General features: G+C 61.7%; 14 protein-coding genes and 1 pseudogene. 10 read left to right on the top strand and 5 right to left on the bottom strand.

Annotation, left to right across the window (positions count from 1 at the left end; genetic code table 11):
- Positions 1–268 precede the first annotated feature (268 nt).
- A complete protein-coding gene (locus SJH88_RS12000; RefSeq protein WP_274754620.1) occupies positions 269–1,693 on the top strand; it encodes an MBL fold metallo-hydrolase RNA specificity domain-containing protein in 1,425 nt (474 codons plus the stop codon).
- Between the two features lie 143 nt (positions 1,694–1,836).
- On the opposite strand, the gene SJH88_RS12005 is transcribed toward SJH88_RS12000, so the two are convergent.
- Positions 1,837–2,619, bottom strand: coding sequence for an SDR family oxidoreductase (locus SJH88_RS12005; RefSeq protein WP_274754621.1), 783 nt, complete (start codon positions 2,617–2,619; stop codon positions 1,837–1,839).
- 775 nt (positions 2,620–3,394) lie between these two features.
- Between SJH88_RS12005 and SJH88_RS12010 the strand changes: the two genes are divergently transcribed.
- From SJH88_RS12010 to SJH88_RS12020, 3 genes are all read left to right on the top strand, one after another.
- The gene (locus SJH88_RS12010) at positions 3,395–5,086 is read left to right on the top strand and encodes a long-chain fatty acid--CoA ligase (protein ID WP_274754622.1); all 1,692 of its coding nucleotides are present in this window, start codon (positions 3,395–3,397) and stop codon (positions 5,084–5,086) included.
- A 203-nt stretch (positions 5,087–5,289) separates the two neighbouring features.
- Positions 5,290–6,060, top strand: coding sequence for a 2OG-Fe dioxygenase family protein (locus SJH88_RS12015; RefSeq protein WP_274754623.1), 771 nt, complete (start codon positions 5,290–5,292; stop codon positions 6,058–6,060).
- Between the two features lie 109 nt (positions 6,061–6,169).
- The gene (locus tag SJH88_RS12020) at positions 6,170–6,607 is read left to right on the top strand and encodes a universal stress protein (protein ID WP_042412834.1); all 438 of its coding nucleotides are present in this window, start codon (positions 6,170–6,172) and stop codon (positions 6,605–6,607) included.
- 122 nt (positions 6,608–6,729) lie between these two features.
- Here the strand turns inward: SJH88_RS12020 and SJH88_RS12025 are convergent, their stop codons facing one another.
- Together SJH88_RS12025 and SJH88_RS12030 are read right to left on the bottom strand one after the other, a co-directional pair.
- On the bottom strand, positions 6,730–7,323 hold the full coding sequence (locus tag SJH88_RS12025) for an energy-coupling factor transporter transmembrane component T family protein (protein ID WP_274754624.1): 594 nt from the start codon (positions 7,321–7,323) through the stop codon (positions 6,730–6,732).
- Positions 7,324–7,325: 2 nt separating this feature from the next.
- Positions 7,326–8,069 carry an energy-coupling factor ABC transporter ATP-binding protein gene (locus SJH88_RS12030; protein WP_234686459.1) on the bottom strand — a complete coding sequence of 248 codons (744 nt, stop codon included), beginning with the start codon at positions 8,067–8,069 and terminating at the stop codon, positions 7,326–7,328.
- Positions 8,070–8,206: 137 nt separating this feature from the next.
- Here SJH88_RS12030 and SJH88_RS12035 point away from each other — a divergent pair, with 137 nt between their 5' ends.
- Positions 8,207–8,758 (top strand): NADPH-dependent FMN reductase, encoded by a 552-nt coding sequence (locus tag SJH88_RS12035; RefSeq protein WP_274754625.1) that lies wholly within the window; start codon positions 8,207–8,209, stop codon positions 8,756–8,758.
- 133 nt (positions 8,759–8,891) lie between these two features.
- On the opposite strand, the gene SJH88_RS12040 is transcribed toward SJH88_RS12035, so the two are convergent.
- On the bottom strand, positions 8,892–9,254 hold the full coding sequence (locus SJH88_RS12040; protein ID WP_274754626.1) for a hypothetical protein: 363 nt from the start codon (positions 9,252–9,254) through the stop codon (positions 8,892–8,894).
- Between the two features lie 357 nt (positions 9,255–9,611).
- On the opposite strand from SJH88_RS12040, the gene SJH88_RS12045 reads away from it, so the two are divergent.
- From SJH88_RS12045 to SJH88_RS12065, 5 genes and pseudogenes are all read left to right on the top strand, one after another.
- Entirely contained in the window at positions 9,612–10,598 is a 987-nt protein-coding gene (locus SJH88_RS12045) for a TRAP transporter substrate-binding protein (protein WP_042412828.1), read from the top strand.
- A 214-nt stretch (positions 10,599–10,812) separates the two neighbouring features.
- On the top strand, positions 10,813–11,328 hold the full coding sequence (locus SJH88_RS12050; protein WP_274754627.1) for a TRAP transporter small permease: 516 nt from the start codon (positions 10,813–10,815) through the stop codon (positions 11,326–11,328).
- A 27-nt stretch (positions 11,329–11,355) separates the two neighbouring features.
- Positions 11,356–12,639 (top strand): TRAP transporter large permease, encoded by a 1,284-nt coding sequence (locus tag SJH88_RS12055; RefSeq protein ID WP_045266966.1) that lies wholly within the window; start codon positions 11,356–11,358, stop codon positions 12,637–12,639.
- Positions 12,640–12,924: 285 nt separating this feature from the next.
- On the top strand, positions 12,925–14,115 hold the full coding sequence (locus SJH88_RS12060) for a tyrosine-type recombinase/integrase (protein WP_274754628.1): 1,191 nt from the start codon (positions 12,925–12,927) through the stop codon (positions 14,113–14,115).
- Positions 14,116–14,361: 246 nt separating this feature from the next.
- Positions 14,362–14,754, top strand: a pseudogene (locus SJH88_RS12065) (transposase); the annotation flags it as partial.
- A 3-nt stretch (positions 14,755–14,757) separates the two neighbouring features.
- Here the strand turns inward: SJH88_RS12065 and SJH88_RS12070 are convergent.
- Entirely contained in the window at positions 14,758–14,850 is a 93-nt protein-coding gene (locus tag SJH88_RS12070) for an integrase core domain-containing protein (protein WP_274754630.1), read from the bottom strand.

The following is a 14,850-nucleotide window of genomic DNA, read 5'->3' on the forward strand; positions in this document are numbered from 1 at the left end:
TTGAGGCGGATAAAAATCAAAAGCCGAGTTCTAAACCAATTACGTGACTTCTTAACAATTTGTAACGCAATGAGTGACAAGGGTCAAATGCAGGCAGTGCTCCAGCGTTTTGACGTATTGCGCAGACCATGCTTTGTGTACAGCAGGGGTTCGATGTCTTGATGTGTGTTAAGTGCTTTGCCTTGGGGTGGTCATTCCTGCTGTGCCTATCGGGCGGCAACTGTTAGATTGGGTGCATCGCTCTTTCGCGCTTTATGGCCTACGTTTTATGCACATCAGCTTTTATGGTGCAGCACAAGCTGTCACAGGTTCTTGTTTTCTGATTGAGGCGCACGGTTGCAACTTTTTGCTGGACTGCGGTATGGCGCAAGGTGGGCAAGAGGCCGATGCCCACAATGAAAATGCGTTCGCTTTTGATGTATCAAGTGTTGACTTTGTGGTGCTGACCCACGCACACATTGACCACAGCGGGCTGTTGCCCAAGCTGGTGGCCCAAGGGTTCAAGGGGCCGATTTACACCACGCTTGCCACCCAAGACTTGCTGGAAGTGCTGCTCAAAGACAGCGCGCACATCCAAATCATGGATGCCGAGCGTGCCGCTAGACGCAAGCGAGAGGGTAAAAAACACGAGCGTGATGTGCTGCCGCCGCTGTACTCGCTGGCGCATGTGGCGCGAACGCTGGAGCTGGTCAAAGCCAAGCCATATGGCAAGAAGTTTGAAGTACACCCCAGTGTCCAGGTGCGCTTTCAGGATGCGGGCCATATCTTGGGCTCAGCCATTGTGGAGCTGTGGCTGCGCGATGCCCATGGCCGCACGCAGAAACTGGTCAGCAGTGGTGACCTGGGGCAGCCTGGGCGCGTGATTTTGCGCGACCCCACACCAGTGCAAGAAGCCGATGTGCTGCTGATTGAGTCGACCTACGGCGACCGCCTGCACAAGGACAACGCCAGCACGCTCAGTGAACTGGTGGACATCGTGACCCGCACGGTGCCGCACGGTAATGTGGTGATTCCCGCTTTTGCCGTGGGGCGCACGCAAGAGCTGCTGTATCACTTCATCGATTTGATGCAGCAAGGGCGCTTGCCACCGGTGGAAATTTTTGTTGATTCCCCAATGGCCGTGGCGGCCACGGAAATCACCATGCACCACTTTGCCGTCTTTGATGAAGAGGCCAAGCAGCTCATGGGCACGGCACGCCAGCTGCCCGATGTGCAGCATGTGCACTTCATTCAGGATGTGGAGGAATCCATCAAGCTCAACCGCATCAAGAGTGGTGCCGTCATCATCTCTGCCAGCGGTATGTGCGATGCTGGTCGCGTGCTGCACCATTTGCGCAACAACATTGGCCGCCCAGAGTGCGCGGTGGTGATCTGTGGCTTCCAGTCCTATGGCTCGCTGGGGCGCAGGCTGGTGGACGGCGTCAAGCAGGTGCGCATGTTCGGTGAGCAAATTGATGTGCGTGCATCGGTGCATACGCTGGGCGGTTTTTCTGCGCATGCCGACCAAAAGGCATTGCTGGACTGGGCCGGCGCCTTCCATCCTGCGCCGCGCCACACCTATGTGGTGCATGGCGAACCGCAGGCCGCGCAGGCCTTGGCCAAGGAGTTGCGCAGCCAGCATGGCCATACGGTCACGGTGCCAGAGCTGGGCGAGCGCTTTGCGCTGCAAGGGTTGTCTGCAAACGGCTCATAAAAAAATAGCTGTTGGCGCTTGTATATGCTTGAATTCAGATGGTTTTCTCTCTGAAAGTAAGTATTGATAAGCGCTGATAGCTCATCTTTTATGCAGCTGTCTGCTGGTGCACGCAGCGCAGGCCAGGTAGCGGAGTGGCAGCCTTAGCCGGCTGACACTGGCATCACTACTCCCGTGATGCAACTGGCACAAGCGGGTGCCGCCAAAAACACATAGGCCGGGGCAATGTCTTCGGGCTGGGCCACACGGCCTAACACGGTGTCAGCGCCAAAGTTGGCGAAATCATCTTCGCTGCTGTTGCCCGGGGTCAGCGCAGTCCAGACCGGCCCGGGCGCCACGGCGTTGACGCGAATGCCGCGCTCGGCCACGTTCAGCGCCAGCGATTTGGTAAACGCATGCACCGCGCCTTTGCTGGCGGCGTAGTCCATGGAATAGGGGCAGCCGCTGATGCCAACCGCAGAGCCTGTGTTGATGATGCAGTCCCCACGCTGCATATGCGGCAAGGCGGCGCGGGCCATGTGGATGTAGCCGTAAATATTGGTCTGGAACGTGGCCGCCAGATTGGCATCATCAAGCTGCTCCAGGCTTTCTGCCTGTACAAGGCATGCCGCGTTGTTGACCAAAATATTGAGCGCACCAAATTTTTTGACCACCTTGCGCACCGCCTGTGTGCAGTACGCCGGGTCGCGCACGTCACCGGGCAGCAAGATGCATGCGCCCCCTTCAGCTTGCACATGCTGGCAAGTGGCTTTGGCGTCTTTGTGTTCGTTCAGATAGGCAATCGCAACATGGGCCCCTTCGCGGGCAAACAGCACGGCCACGGCGCGGCCAATGCCGGAGTCACCGCCGGTGATCAGTGCCGTCAGCCCTTGCAGCTTGCCGCTGCCGCGGTAGCGGGGGGCAGTAAACAGCGGCTTGCAGCCCATCAAATATTCTTGCCCCGGCGTAGTGCTGCTGGGCAGTGCATGGCTTTGCGCAGCGGCCGCGCATGCAGATTTTTTTGGGGTGGCAGGCGCAATCTGGGCGGGTGCTGCGGGTGGGGGTGCCATGTGCGCTCCTTGGGGCGGGGTGATAGTCGCGCCAGTTTTGCCACGTGGTGCCCACGGTCTTGGGGGCAAATGTTTACCACGCAGGTAGGAGAGCACCTGTTTCTGCAACTGCAGCGGGTGCGTGGATTGCCCGCTGCGCAGCTATTGCTACGCTGCAGCGCAAAACAGGCCATGGTCAGCTGGCACCAGATGCAGGGGGTGATAGCGTTGGGCAGCAGCCGCGGCTAGCAAGCGGAAAGCAGCCAAGGCATATGGAGCAAGATGCTGCCCCAGACCGGGTAGCTGGCCCGCCATGTGACGCTTTCACCTTGTGGCCGTATGCGGGGTTGCGGGGCGAATTCGGGTGGCGCAGGCATGAGGTCGGTAATGCACAGCAATGACGCCATCCAGAAATGAGAGGCTTGTGCGCTGTTTGTCAGCATGGCGTGCTCCGTGCTTCAACTTGGATAGCGCATCGTGCTTGCAGACTGTGACGATTTAAAGAACGGCGCGCTGGCGGCAGCTTCACCGCTATTTATTCATGGGGTGGTTCTGCCTGGCGAAACGAAAAATTGGTCGCGCACGTGACCCCGTGTGGGGGGCTTCCCGAATGGCAGCACGGGGGGAAGGCGATAGTTTTAAGGCATTCACAACCTGAGATGGAATGGCTTTTATGCGCTCGCACTTCAACCACTGGCCCCGTCGTGTTCCCCATACTTTGACGGTGCCTGCAACTTCGCTGTGGGACAACTTGGAGACCAGTGCGCGCCGCTACCCTGACAAAGCGGCCTTGCTGTTTTTTGGCAATGTCACCAGCTACCGTGAGCTGGCGCAGGGCGCTGAGCGGCTGGCCGCGCACTTGCATGCATCGGGCGTGCGCAAGGGCGACCGGGTGATTTTGCTGATGCAGAACCTGCCCCAGCTGGTGATGGCGCACTTTGCCATCTTGCGGGCGAATGCGGTGGTGGTGCCGGTGAACCCGATGAATCTGGCGCAGGAGCTGGAGCACTACATCACCGATGGCGATGTCAAAGTGGCCATCACCACGGCAGACCTGGGCGCAGAGTTGGTCAAAGCCAGCAATGCCTTGCCTGCGGGCCAGGGGTTGCAGCAGGTGGTGGTGACGCAAGTGGGCGAATACCTGCCGCCGCCCGCGCAGCGCGAGCCGGTGCCCGAAGTCTGGCAGGCCTGGCTGACCATGGCGCGCCCGGCCCTGCAGCTGGAGGGCGGGCAGGTCGTGCCCTGGGAGCAGGCGCTGGCCTGCACTGCGCCCGCACCAGCGCTGACGGTGGGGCCGCAGGACCTGAGCGTGCTGCCCTACACCAGCGGCACCACCGGCCTGCCCAAGGGCTGCATGCACACGCACGCCAGCATCATGTTCAATGCCGTGGCCAGTGCGGTGTGGGGGGCGGCCACCAGCGAGAACGTGACCCTGGCGGTCATCCCCATGTTCCACATCACGGGCATGGTGTCCATGATGCATTCCACCATCTACGCCGGTGGCAGCATGGTGCTGATGCCGCGCTGGGACCGGGAGCTGGCCGGGCGCCTGATCTCGCAGTACAAGGTCACCAACTGGACCAACATCCCGACCATGGTGATCGACCTGTTTGCCAGCCCGAACTTCCAGCAGTTCGACCTCAGCAGCCTGACCTACATCGGCGGTGGCGGCGCCGCCATGCCCCAGGCAGTGGCGCAGCGGCTGTTCGAGGCCTATGGCCTGCGCTACCAGGAGGGCTACGGGCTGACGGAAACCGCGGCCCCCTCGCACAACAACCCACCCGAGCATGCCAAGCAGCAGTGCCTGGGCATTCCCTTCATCAGCACCGACGCGCGCGTGGTGGACCCCGATACGCTGCAAGAGATGCCCGTGGGTGAGCAGGGCGAAATCGTGGTCAGTGGCCCCCAGGTGTTCAGCGGTTACTGGCGCAACGAGGCCGCCACCCGCGCGGTGTTTGTGGAGCTGGATGGCAAACGCTTTTTCCGCACGGGTGACCTGGGGCGCATGGATGAAGATGGCTATTTCTTCATCACCGACCGCCTCAAACGCATGATCAATGCCAGCGGCTTCAAGGTCTGGCCTGCAGAGGTGGAGGCACTGATGTTCCGCCACCCGGCCATTCAAGAGGCCTGCATCATTTCGGCCAAAGATGCGTACCGCGGCGAGACGGTCAAGGCCGTGGTGGTGCTGCGTGCCAGCCACCAGGGGCAGGAGACCGAGGAAAGCATCATCGCCTGGTGCCGCGACAACATGGCCGCCTACAAGGTGCCTCGCTTGGTGTCCTTTGTCGACGCACTGCCCAAGAGCGGCAGCGGCAAGGTGATGTGGCGCCTGCTGCAGGAGGCCGAGACCGCCACCGCCTGAGGCCAGCGCCGGGCCTTGCCAGCGGATGCTGGGCCCGGTGTGGGCTGCGGTTGGCGTTTTTCATAGCTGCCTGCGCAGGTGGGATGCGCGCTAGCCGCCATTTTTATTCAAAGGCGACATCCGCCCCGTGGCTGCGGCAGATCAAGCATTTTCTGGCGCACCAGCCCGGCAAGGCCGCTGCCGAGGAGTAAGCTTGGGGCGCTATGGCCCATGTCACTTTTCCCCCTCCCTACCATTCCCCCAACCGCGTCGCCGACCAGTTGCGCGACCATGGCTACGCCGTGCTGCAGCCCGCGGACACGGCGGCCTGGATTGGCTGCGAGGTGGCGGACCTGATTGCGTTGACTCCGGACTGGGCGTCCCTGCCGCCCGATGAATTCCTGCGCGACGGCGGGCGCTATCGCTTTCGCCGTCATGCCAGCTTCCGGGTGCAGGGCGATGCCGTGCAGCAGGTGCCGCACCGCGCGCACTGGCAGCCGGTCAAGTACAACGCCTTGCACGGCGGCATGGAGCGCTGGTTTGCGCCCATGCTGGCCCACACCACGCAACTGGCCGTGTGGCCGCAGCTGATTGCCAAGCTGGCCCAGCTGTCGCAGCAGCTGTTTGCGCCCGACCCCGCCGAACCCTGCTTTGTGGAGGCGCACCAGTTCCGCATCGACACGGCCAGCGGCATCGGCCGCCCGACGCCCGAAGGCGCGCACCGCGACGGCGTGGACCTGGTCGCCGTGTTCCTGGTGGGGCGCGAAGGCGTGAAGGGCGGTGAGACCCGCGTGTTCGAGGCCAGTGGCCCCAGCGGGCTGCGCTTCACCCTGACCGAGCCCTGGTCGCTGATGCTGCTGGACGATGCCCGCATGATCCACGAATCCACCCCCATCCAGCCGCTGGACGAGGCCCGCCACGGCGCGCGCGACACCCTGGTGGTGACCTGCCGCCGGCAGTGCTTCCAGGGCGATGAGGGCAAGAATCCAGTCTGAGTTCCTGTTTGATTTGACACGCGTCAAGACAGTCGGTGTACTACAGGGGCAGACTGCATCCATGGGCTGGCACATGCCAGCCCCTGTTTCACACAACGAGGAGTTATCCATGTTCAAGCACATTCTGGTTCCGGTGGACGGTTCGGCCACTTCCATGCTGGCCGTGACCAAGGCCGCCGAGTTGGCCAAGGCCTTTGGCAGCGAAGTCACCGCCGTCTACGTGCTCGATCCCTATCCCTTCACGGGCGTGGGCGCCGACTTTGCCTATGGCCAGGCCCAGTACCTGAGCGCGGCCACCGCCGAAGCCAACAAGGCGCTGGAAGACGTGCAAAAGACCATGGCCGACGCCGGCGTGGCGGTCAAGACCCTGGTGGGCGAGGGCCATGCCGTGCACGAAGGCATTGCGCGCGTGGGCGAGAACGTGGGCGCCGACCTGATCGTCATGGGCTCGCACGGCCGCCGTGGCCTGGAAAAGCTGGTGCTGGGCAGCGTGGCGCAGCGCGTGCTGCAGACCGCCCATGTGCCGGTGCTGGTGGTGCGCGACTGAACATGCGCACCCCGCCCCAGGCCGGCCTGACGGGCCGGTGGGGGCGAGTTGCTTGCACAACGCTGCTTCGGCAGCGTTTTTTTATGGCGGGATGGCGGGCCGCCGCCGCGGGCCGGGTGAACCTACTGACCCAGGCGGGCGTACAGCGCATCGGCCACGCGCCGTGCGGTTTGCAGCATCTGGATGCTCAGCGGGGCCAGCAGGCGGATACCGCCGCCCTTGCCGGTGCGCAGGCGGTGGGCATCGTCCAGGCGCTTCCACTGCACGAAGAAATGTTCGATGAAGCGCAGCATCAGCGCCAGCTGCAGGGCAAAGCGCTCGGAGGGAAAGCCCAGCCGGCCCAGTGGCGCCAGCAGCTGTTCCAGCAACTGCAGCAGCTGGGTGGGGTGGGTGCTGACCGTCAGCGCCACACCCAGGGTGGAGGCGCAGGCCAGGCGCAGGGCGCTGACGGTGGCCAGCGCGTAGTGGCCCATGACGGCGTGGAAGACGGCGATCAGCGCAGCGGCGATCAGCACCGAGGCGATCAGGCGCCGCGCCACGCGCGTGGCCGTCCCCAGGCTGAACCACAGCATGGCACAGCCCAGGGCGCACAGTACCAGGGCCCAAGGGGCCTGCAGCAGGAACAGCACGGTGCTGAGCACGGCCATCAGCCCCAGCTTGAGGCCGGGGCGCAGGCCGTGCAGCCAGGTGTGGTGTTCGCTGTAAAGGCTGCCCATGCTCAGTCGCCCAGGGCCTGCAGACGCTGGCGCACATCGGCCTCGTAGGCCGCGCAGACCGTGGCGCCGGGGCCGTCGGCACGCAACTGGCCCGCATCCAGCCAGAGCACGCGCTCGAAATGGCGCACATGCTCCAGCAGGTGGGTGGAGACGATGATCTGCTGCGGTGCCTGCGCCATGTCGCGCGCCAGACGCGCCTGGCCCGGCAGGTCCAGGCTGGCGTAGGGCTCGTCCAGCAGCAGGCTGCGCGGGCCGGCCAGCAGCAGCGCCAGCCAGCACACCTGCTGGCGCTGGCCCTGGCTGAGGCTGGTGACCGCCCGCTCGGCCCAGTCCTGCAGGCCGCGCTGCTGCAGGAAGGCCAAGGCCTGCGCCTGGGCCTGCTGCTTGCTCAGCCCCTGTGGGCGCAGGCCCAGGGCCAGCTCCTCCAGCACGGTGGGGAAGATGATCTGGTCGTCCGGGTTCTGGAACATCATGCCGACCCAGCGGGCGCGCTGGCTGCCGGCGGCATGCAGGTCCTGGCCCTGGCTCAGCACCCGGCCGGTGTCGGGCACTTCCAGGCCACACAGCAGGCGCAGCAGACTGGTCTTGCCGGCGCCGTTATCACCGATCAGGCCGATGCGCGGCTCGGCCAGCGACAGGCTCAGTCCGTCGAACACCGTGGTGCGGCCACGTTGCAGGCGCACCTGCTGCAGCGCCAGGTGGGGCACAGGGACAAAGTCGGGGGCGGCAGCGGCGGTCACGGTCATGCAGATGGGGCGAAGGGCAAGGCAGGGCGCATTGTGCCCGATGGGCCCGGGCCGGGTGGCCATGTAGGACGGTGCCCACGCGCTGGGCGCGGGCGGCTGCCCATAATGGTTGGCATTCCCAACCCAGGAGTTTTGTGATGAGCCAATACCAAATTGCGGTGATCGTGGGCAGTTTGCGCAAGGAATCGTTCAACCGCCAGCTGGCGCATGCCTTGGTCAAGCTGGCCCCTGCGCAGGTGCAATTCAAGGAGGTGGCGATCGGGGAGCTGCCCTTGTACAACCAGGACGCCGACGGCCACGAAGTGGCCGTGGTCAAGCAGTTCCGCGATGCCATCCGCAGCGCCGATGCGGTGCTGTTCGTGACGCCGGAGTACAACCGCTCCATGCCCGGCGTGCTCAAGAATGCGCTGGACCAGGGTTCTCGCCCCTACGGGCACAGCGTCTGGGACGGCAAGCCGGCGGCGGTGATCGGCATGTCGGTCGGCGCCATCGGTACGGCGCTGGCGCAGCAGCATTTGCGCAATGTGCTGGCCTACCTGAACATGCCCACGCTGGGGCAGCCGGAGATGTTCCTGCAGGCCAAGGACGGCTTTTTCAACGCCGATGGCAGCGTGGGCGAGCAAAGCCGCGCGTTCCTGCAGAAGTTTGTCGAACTGTTCGCCGGCTGGGTGGCGCAGCACAAACGCTAGGCCGAGGGGTGCAGCCGCTCTGACGCAACCTTAAAAAGAGAGCTGCCAGCGCAGGTACTGTGTGCTTTTGCAGAGGTTTTCTCTGTCAAAAGCAGCAAGCATAAGCGCTGGCAGCTCTTCTTTTTTAGTGTGTTTACGGGGCCTTTGCGCTGTCGATGGCGTCGACGATGGTCTTGCCCGTGCTTTGCACGCCAGGGCGGTTGAAGCCGGGGCCGGGGGTGACGGCCGGATGGTCCAGCAGGTACTGGCGCACTTGCTGGGCCTGGGCTGCGCGCGATGGGGCCTCCGGCGCGGGCGCCGGGGTGTTGCGCGTGTTGTACAGGTAGGTTTCGTACACGGCTGTCTGCTGGCGCAGCTCGGCCTGGTCGGCACGCTGCTGCTGCATCCAGTAGCCGCCGAGCACCAGTGCGCCGACCAGGATCGCGACGCTCAGCATCAGAAAGGAAGCCAGTTGGGAGTCGTTGCTGCTGGAAGCAGCGGGTTTGCGTGCGGCCATGGTGAATGTCTGAAAAACTAGGGTTAGCCCGAATCATTGTAGACGCTGGAAACACTGTGTAACTATTTGTGGTGCGATCGGGTGGGCTTTGTGCACACCCAGCGGGTACCAGCCTTCGTGTTTGGCTATGTGCGTACTTCTACTTAGGTGGCCAAAATCACTGTTTTGGTGCGTGCAAGTGCCTGTTTTTGTTGATGATTTGTGGCGAATTTCCAGGGTTTGCGCCTAATCTTGGTGCGGGCCAATATTTTTAAAATGTGTGTCACATTGCTGCGGCCTGCCGCGCGCGTTCTGTTTTGCAGATGGCGTAGCTGCAGCCCCTGGCTCCACCGATTACTACCGACAACAAGGACTCCCATGGTCATGATTCGCCGTACTTTTATTGCCGCCTGCGCCACCGCTGCGCTGGCGACCGCAGCAGGCACCGCAGTGGCCGCCCCCAAAGAAGTGAAGATGGGCTATGCGCTGGCCGTGAATTCGCACTACGGTGCTGCGGCCAAGGCCTGGACGGAATCCGTGGAAAAGGCCACCGGTGGCGCCTTTGCCATCAAGCAGTTTCCTTCCAGCGCGCTGGGCGGTGAGCGCGAGTTGATCGAAGGCCTGCAACTGGGTACGGTGGAAGCCGCAATTGTCTCCACCGGTGCGCTAAGCAACTTTGTGGGCGATGTCGGTATCGTGGATATTCCCTTCCTGTTCCGTGACACCAAGCACGCCCGTGCCGTGCTGGACGGCAAGTTTGGCCAGGACCTGCTGGGCAAGTTCAAGCAGCGTGGCCTGGTGGCACTGGCCTGGGGGGAGCAGGGCTTTCGCCACCTGACCAACAACAAGGTGGCGGTCAAGGGCGTGCCCGATATGAAGGGCCTGAAGATCCGTGTGACCGAGAACCCTGTGCACATCACGGCCTTCCGCACCCTGGGTGCGTCGCCCACCCCTATGTCCTGGCCTGAAGTGATCAGCGCCCTGCAGCAGGGCACCATCGACGGCCAGGAAAATCCCATTTCCGTGCTGACCTCCTCCAAGCTGTGGGAAGTGCAAAAGCACCTGTCGCTGACGGCCCACGTGTATGCGCCCATGGTGCTGATCCTGTCGCCCACCTTCTGGGGCAGCCTGACCGACGCGCAAAAGGCCGCCTTCACCGAAGGTGCCAAGGCCGGTGGCGTAGCGTCGCGTGCCTTCGTGGACGACGTGGAAACCAAGGGCGTGGAAATGGCCAAGAGCCATGGCATGCAGGTGGTCGAGAAGGTCGACACGGCGGCCTTCCGCACGGCCCTGGAGCCCGCGTACAAGCAGTACGCGAAGAAGTTCGGCCAACAGACGCTGGATGCGATTGCCAACGTGAAGTAAGCCAGCACGGCTTGCGCGACGCCAGACCTGGCATCGGAGTGCCTGCGTGAGCCCCAGGGCCGCGCAGGCTTTTTGCCTTCGGGCGGATGGCGCAAGACCGTGTTTGGGTGCCCGGGCAATGAAGTCCTTGCATGCCCGGGGTGTCTGCACTCTTTTCGAGAAAGAGCCGCGTGCAGGGTGGGGCGGTGGCCCGCACCCCACGCTCTATCGACGTATGCTGAATTGCATTGAACGGTGGCTGGTGGCCGCCAACCGCTGGATTTTGATCGTGCTGCTGCTGGCCATGGCCGGCATCATCTTCACCAACGTGGTGCTGCGCTACACCACGGGCGACTCCATCATCTGGGCCGAAGAAGTGGCCCGCCACATGATGATCTGGGTGGCCTTCCTGGGCGCCGGCCTGGCCCTGCGCTTTGGTGGCCATGTCGCCATCGACAACCTGCACCGCGCCGTGAGCACGCGCATGGCGCGCATGATGCGCTCAGTGGTGCTGCTGGGCTTGTCGGCCTTCTTCATCTTCATGGCGGTGGCCTCCAGCGACTATGTCTGGCGCACGCGTTTCCAGAGCACGGCTGCCACGGACATTCCGATCTCCTTCATCTACGCCGCGATGCCGGTGGGCTTCGTGCTGATGCTGGTGCACCTGCTGATGATTGCCCGGCGTTATGTGCTGGATGGCGACTACGCGCGCTCCGAAGAGATCGATGGCGAAGCCGCAGGCTCGCTGTAAGCCAGGCCGGGACAGGGATTCAAAAAAATGACTTTGACTTTGATTGTGGGCCTGGTGCTGTTGATGGTGCTGGGCTTTCCGGTGGCCTTTGCCTTGGCCATCGCTTCCGCCATCGCCGTGTTTGTGGGGGGCAAGTACCCCCAACTGGTGGTGTTCAAGGAAATGTTCACCGGCATCGACAGCTTTCCGCTGATGGCCGTGCCGTTCTTCATCTTTGCGGCCGAGCTGATGTCGGGCGGCGCGCTGACCCAGGTGCTGCTGCGTTTTGCCGCGCAGTTCGTGGGGCACCTGCGTGGTGGCCTGGGCTATGCCAACGTGGGGTCGTCGGTGCTGTTTGCAGGGATCTCGGGCTCGGCCCTGGCCGATGCAGCCGGGCCTGGCGCCATGATGACCAAGATGATGACCAAAGCCGGCTATGACCGTCCGTATGCGGCCGCGTTGACGGCCAATTCGGCCATCATCGGTCCCATCATTCCACCGTCGATCAGCATGATCATCTACTCTTTGCAGGATGAGAACGTCTCGGTGGGCGCGCTGTTTATCGCGGGTTTTGTGCCGGGCCTGCTGATTGCCGCAGCACTGTGTGCGGTGAATTGGTGGGTGAGCCGGCAGCGCGGCTACCGTTCCACCGAAGCACGTCCGTCCGGCAAGGATATGCTGCTCAACACCATCAAGGCCATCCCCGTGCTGCTGCTGGTGGCCTTGATCATCATTGGTATCCGCTTCGGGGTGTTCACCCCCACCGAGGCCTCGGTCGTGGCAGTGGTGTACGCCTTCATCTGCGGTAAGTGGATCTACCGCACGCTGCACTGGAGTGCGATCCCTGCCATCACCTCGCGTTCGGCGTTGCTGACGGCGTCGGTGTTGCTGGTGATGGCGGCCTCCCAGCCGTTCGCTTGGATTCTGACGGTGGAGGGCGTGCCCCAGTACTTGTCCGAGCTGATCATCAGCTGGGAGCTGTCGCCCATCATGTTCCTGCTGGCGGTGAACGTGCTGTTGCTGATCTTTGGCATCTTCATGGAACCCCTGCCTGGGATCATGATTCTGGTGCCCATCCTGGCGCCGATTGCGAACGCCCTGGGCATCGATCCCATCCAGTTCGCCATGGTGGTGGTGGTCAACCTGACGCTGGGTATGATTACACCGCCGGTCGGGGGCTTGCTGTTCGTGACCTGTGTGGCGACGAAAACCTCGTTGTCCGAACTCAACCGCGAGCTGCCGATTTTCCTGGTGGCGCAACTCATCGTGCTGCTGCTGCTGACCTTTGTGCCTGCCCTGTCGGTGTGGCTGCCGCACTCCCTGGGCTTCTGAGCCGCGCGGCGCACCATGCACAACGCCCGGATGTTCCGGGCGTTTTTTATGCAAGGTGGGTCGCGCAAGGGCAATAAAAAAGGCCTTGATTGCTCAAGACCTTTTAAATTGGCGGAAGGGGCGTCCGCCATTGCTACGTTCATTGAAGTTCAGTATGATCTGATAAGGTTTTGATTATAAAAGATAAATATCTGATTCATTGTTCATCGAAGTTCGTGGTGAATCGCTAACGGCCCATGTTTTATGTGGGCAGTATGTGGGACAGGACTTCAGGCCAGTACATGTATGCCACGTATCGCTAAGCAACTATCGGATCGAGCTGTCGCAGCCATCAAGACGGAGGGACGCCATCCCGTTGGAGGTGTTCCAGGATTGCACCTGCGTGTCACTGGGGAGGGACATCGTGGTTGGGTGCTTAGAGTGCAAGTTGGCGACAAACGACGTGATTACGGCTTGGGAGCCTATCCAGAAGTTTCATTAGCAGATGCTCGCGAGAGGGCTCGGGACATGCGTGGGCAGATTAATGCAGGCGAGGCTCCAGTCGGGTCTATGCGTGCACGCAAAGCTTTGCTGATCGAGAAAACCTTTGTGCGTACTTTTGAGAGTTGTGCCGAAGCATTTCTTGAAGACAAGGAAAAAGAATGGAAGAACCCCAAGCACCGACAGCAGTGGCGCAATACCTTGCAAAGCTACGTCTACCCCTTCATCGGGAAATTGGGCGTCGATGAGATTGAGCTTCCTCATGTCTTGGCTTGCTTAGAACCAATTTGGCATAGCAAAACAGAGACTGCCGTACGTGTGCGTGGCCGTATCGAGACAGTTCTCGATTGGGCTCAAGTACGCAAGTACAGAAAAAAGGAAAACGTTGCAAGGTGGAAAGGGCATCTGGATAAGGTGCTGGCGGCTCCTAGAAAGATCCAGAAGGTAGAACATCACAAAAGCATTCCGTATGGAGAAATAGCGGATTTTGTGAGCAAGCTCAAACTTCGTCAGGGGATGGCTGTAAAAGCTCTAACGCTTCTCATTCTCACATGCACTCGATCTGGTGAGGTACGTGGAGCCAAGTGGAATGAGGTAGATCTTGATAAGGGGATCTGGACTATTCCCGCTGAGCGTATGAAAGCAGGCAAGGAGCACCGTATTGCGTTGTCTAGTGCCGCACTGGAGTTGCTGAGGGCGTTACCAAGGGTCGAAGGTAGCAATTTGCTTTTCCCCGGCACCAAGGGGCAACCCCTATCCGATATGACGCTCTTGGCAGTGATGCGCCGTATGGATGTGGCAGCAGTCCCGCACGGCTTTAGATCTACCTTCCGCGATTGGGTAGGTGACTGCACTTCGTATCCGTCTGATCTTGCTGAGGCGGCCTTAGCACATACATTAGAGAGCAAGGTCGAAGCCGCATACAGACGCTCTGATGCACTAGAGCGACGTCGCTCAATGATGGAGGATTGGGCGAAATTCTGTGCCAAGCAGTAATGGCAACATATCTATTGAGCGCTTCTCAAAACCTCGACCTTAAGCCAGTTGCGGCGGGCTGTTGATACACAGCTTGCGCAACTGTCACACCCCGCTCGGTTATCAGCTTTACTACCTGTCGGGTCCCGGACGATTGGCTGCTTAAAAACAAGCGTCCGTTGCTGCATGGCCGAGAGGGAGGGTGTGCAGAATTTTGTGTAAACGGACAATCCACCGCAGGTGCAAGTCTGCATGTCCGTAAGCACAATGACAGCCAAGAAACACGAAGTCCCTGAAGAACTGCTGGCGAAACTGCTGGCTGATTACAAGAAACCTGAAGACCTGATCGGCGAGAACGGCCTGCTCGAGCAGCTGACCAAGCTGCTGGTAGAAAAGACGCTGGACGCCGAACTGACCGAGCACCTCGGCCACGACCGACACGAACCGGTGGTCAACACCGGCGGCAACACTCGCAACGGCAAGAGCAGGAAGACGCTCAAGGGCGAGTTCGGCGAACTGCCCATCGAGGTGCCGCGCGACCGCAAGGGCACCTTCGAACCCCAACTGATCCCCAAGCACCAGACCCGCTGGGCCGGCTTTGACGACAAAATCATCTCCCTGTACGCCCGCGGCATTGTATTGACCCAGCGGTTTCTGCACAGGTCAGGCTGCTAAAGCATAAGCCTCAGCGGGGGTCTTCATGCCCAGCGCCTGATGAGGGCGCCGGTGGTTATAAAAGCCGATCCAATCTGCGAT

Origin of the sequence: Comamonas sp. GCA5, assembly GCF_036541385.1 — a bacterium.
GTDB classification, from domain to species: Bacteria; Pseudomonadota; Gammaproteobacteria; order Burkholderiales; family Burkholderiaceae_C; genus Comamonas; species Comamonas aquatica.

Excerpts from the sequence above, each read along its gene's own strand:
- SJH88_RS12000 (WP_274754620.1), top strand. The coding sequence starts at position 269 with ATGCACATCAGCTTTTATGGTGCAGCACAAGCTGTCACAGGTTCTTGT.
- SJH88_RS12005 (WP_274754621.1), bottom strand. The coding sequence starts at position 2,619 with ATGGGCTGCAAGCCGCTGTTTACTGCCCCCCGCTACCGCGGCAGCGGC.
- SJH88_RS12010 (WP_274754622.1), top strand. The coding sequence starts at position 3,395 with ATGCGCTCGCACTTCAACCACTGGCCCCGTCGTGTTCCCCATACTTTG.
- SJH88_RS12015 (WP_274754623.1), top strand. The coding sequence starts at position 5,290 with ATGGCCCATGTCACTTTTCCCCCTCCCTACCATTCCCCCAACCGCGTC.
- SJH88_RS12020 (WP_042412834.1), top strand. The coding sequence starts at position 6,170 with ATGTTCAAGCACATTCTGGTTCCGGTGGACGGTTCGGCCACTTCCATG.
- SJH88_RS12025 (WP_274754624.1), bottom strand. The coding sequence starts at position 7,323 with ATGGGCAGCCTTTACAGCGAACACCACACCTGGCTGCACGGCCTGCGC.
- SJH88_RS12030 (WP_234686459.1), bottom strand. The coding sequence starts at position 8,069 with ATGACCGTGACCGCCGCTGCCGCCCCCGACTTTGTCCCTGTGCCCCAC.
- SJH88_RS12035 (WP_274754625.1), top strand. The coding sequence starts at position 8,207 with ATGAGCCAATACCAAATTGCGGTGATCGTGGGCAGTTTGCGCAAGGAA.
- SJH88_RS12040 (WP_274754626.1), bottom strand. The coding sequence starts at position 9,254 with ATGGCCGCACGCAAACCCGCTGCTTCCAGCAGCAACGACTCCCAACTG.
- SJH88_RS12045 (WP_042412828.1), top strand. The coding sequence starts at position 9,612 with ATGGTCATGATTCGCCGTACTTTTATTGCCGCCTGCGCCACCGCTGCG.
- SJH88_RS12050 (WP_274754627.1), top strand. The coding sequence starts at position 10,813 with ATGCTGAATTGCATTGAACGGTGGCTGGTGGCCGCCAACCGCTGGATT.
- SJH88_RS12055 (WP_045266966.1), top strand. The coding sequence starts at position 11,356 with ATGACTTTGACTTTGATTGTGGGCCTGGTGCTGTTGATGGTGCTGGGC.
- SJH88_RS12060 (WP_274754628.1), top strand. The coding sequence starts at position 12,925 with ATGCCACGTATCGCTAAGCAACTATCGGATCGAGCTGTCGCAGCCATC.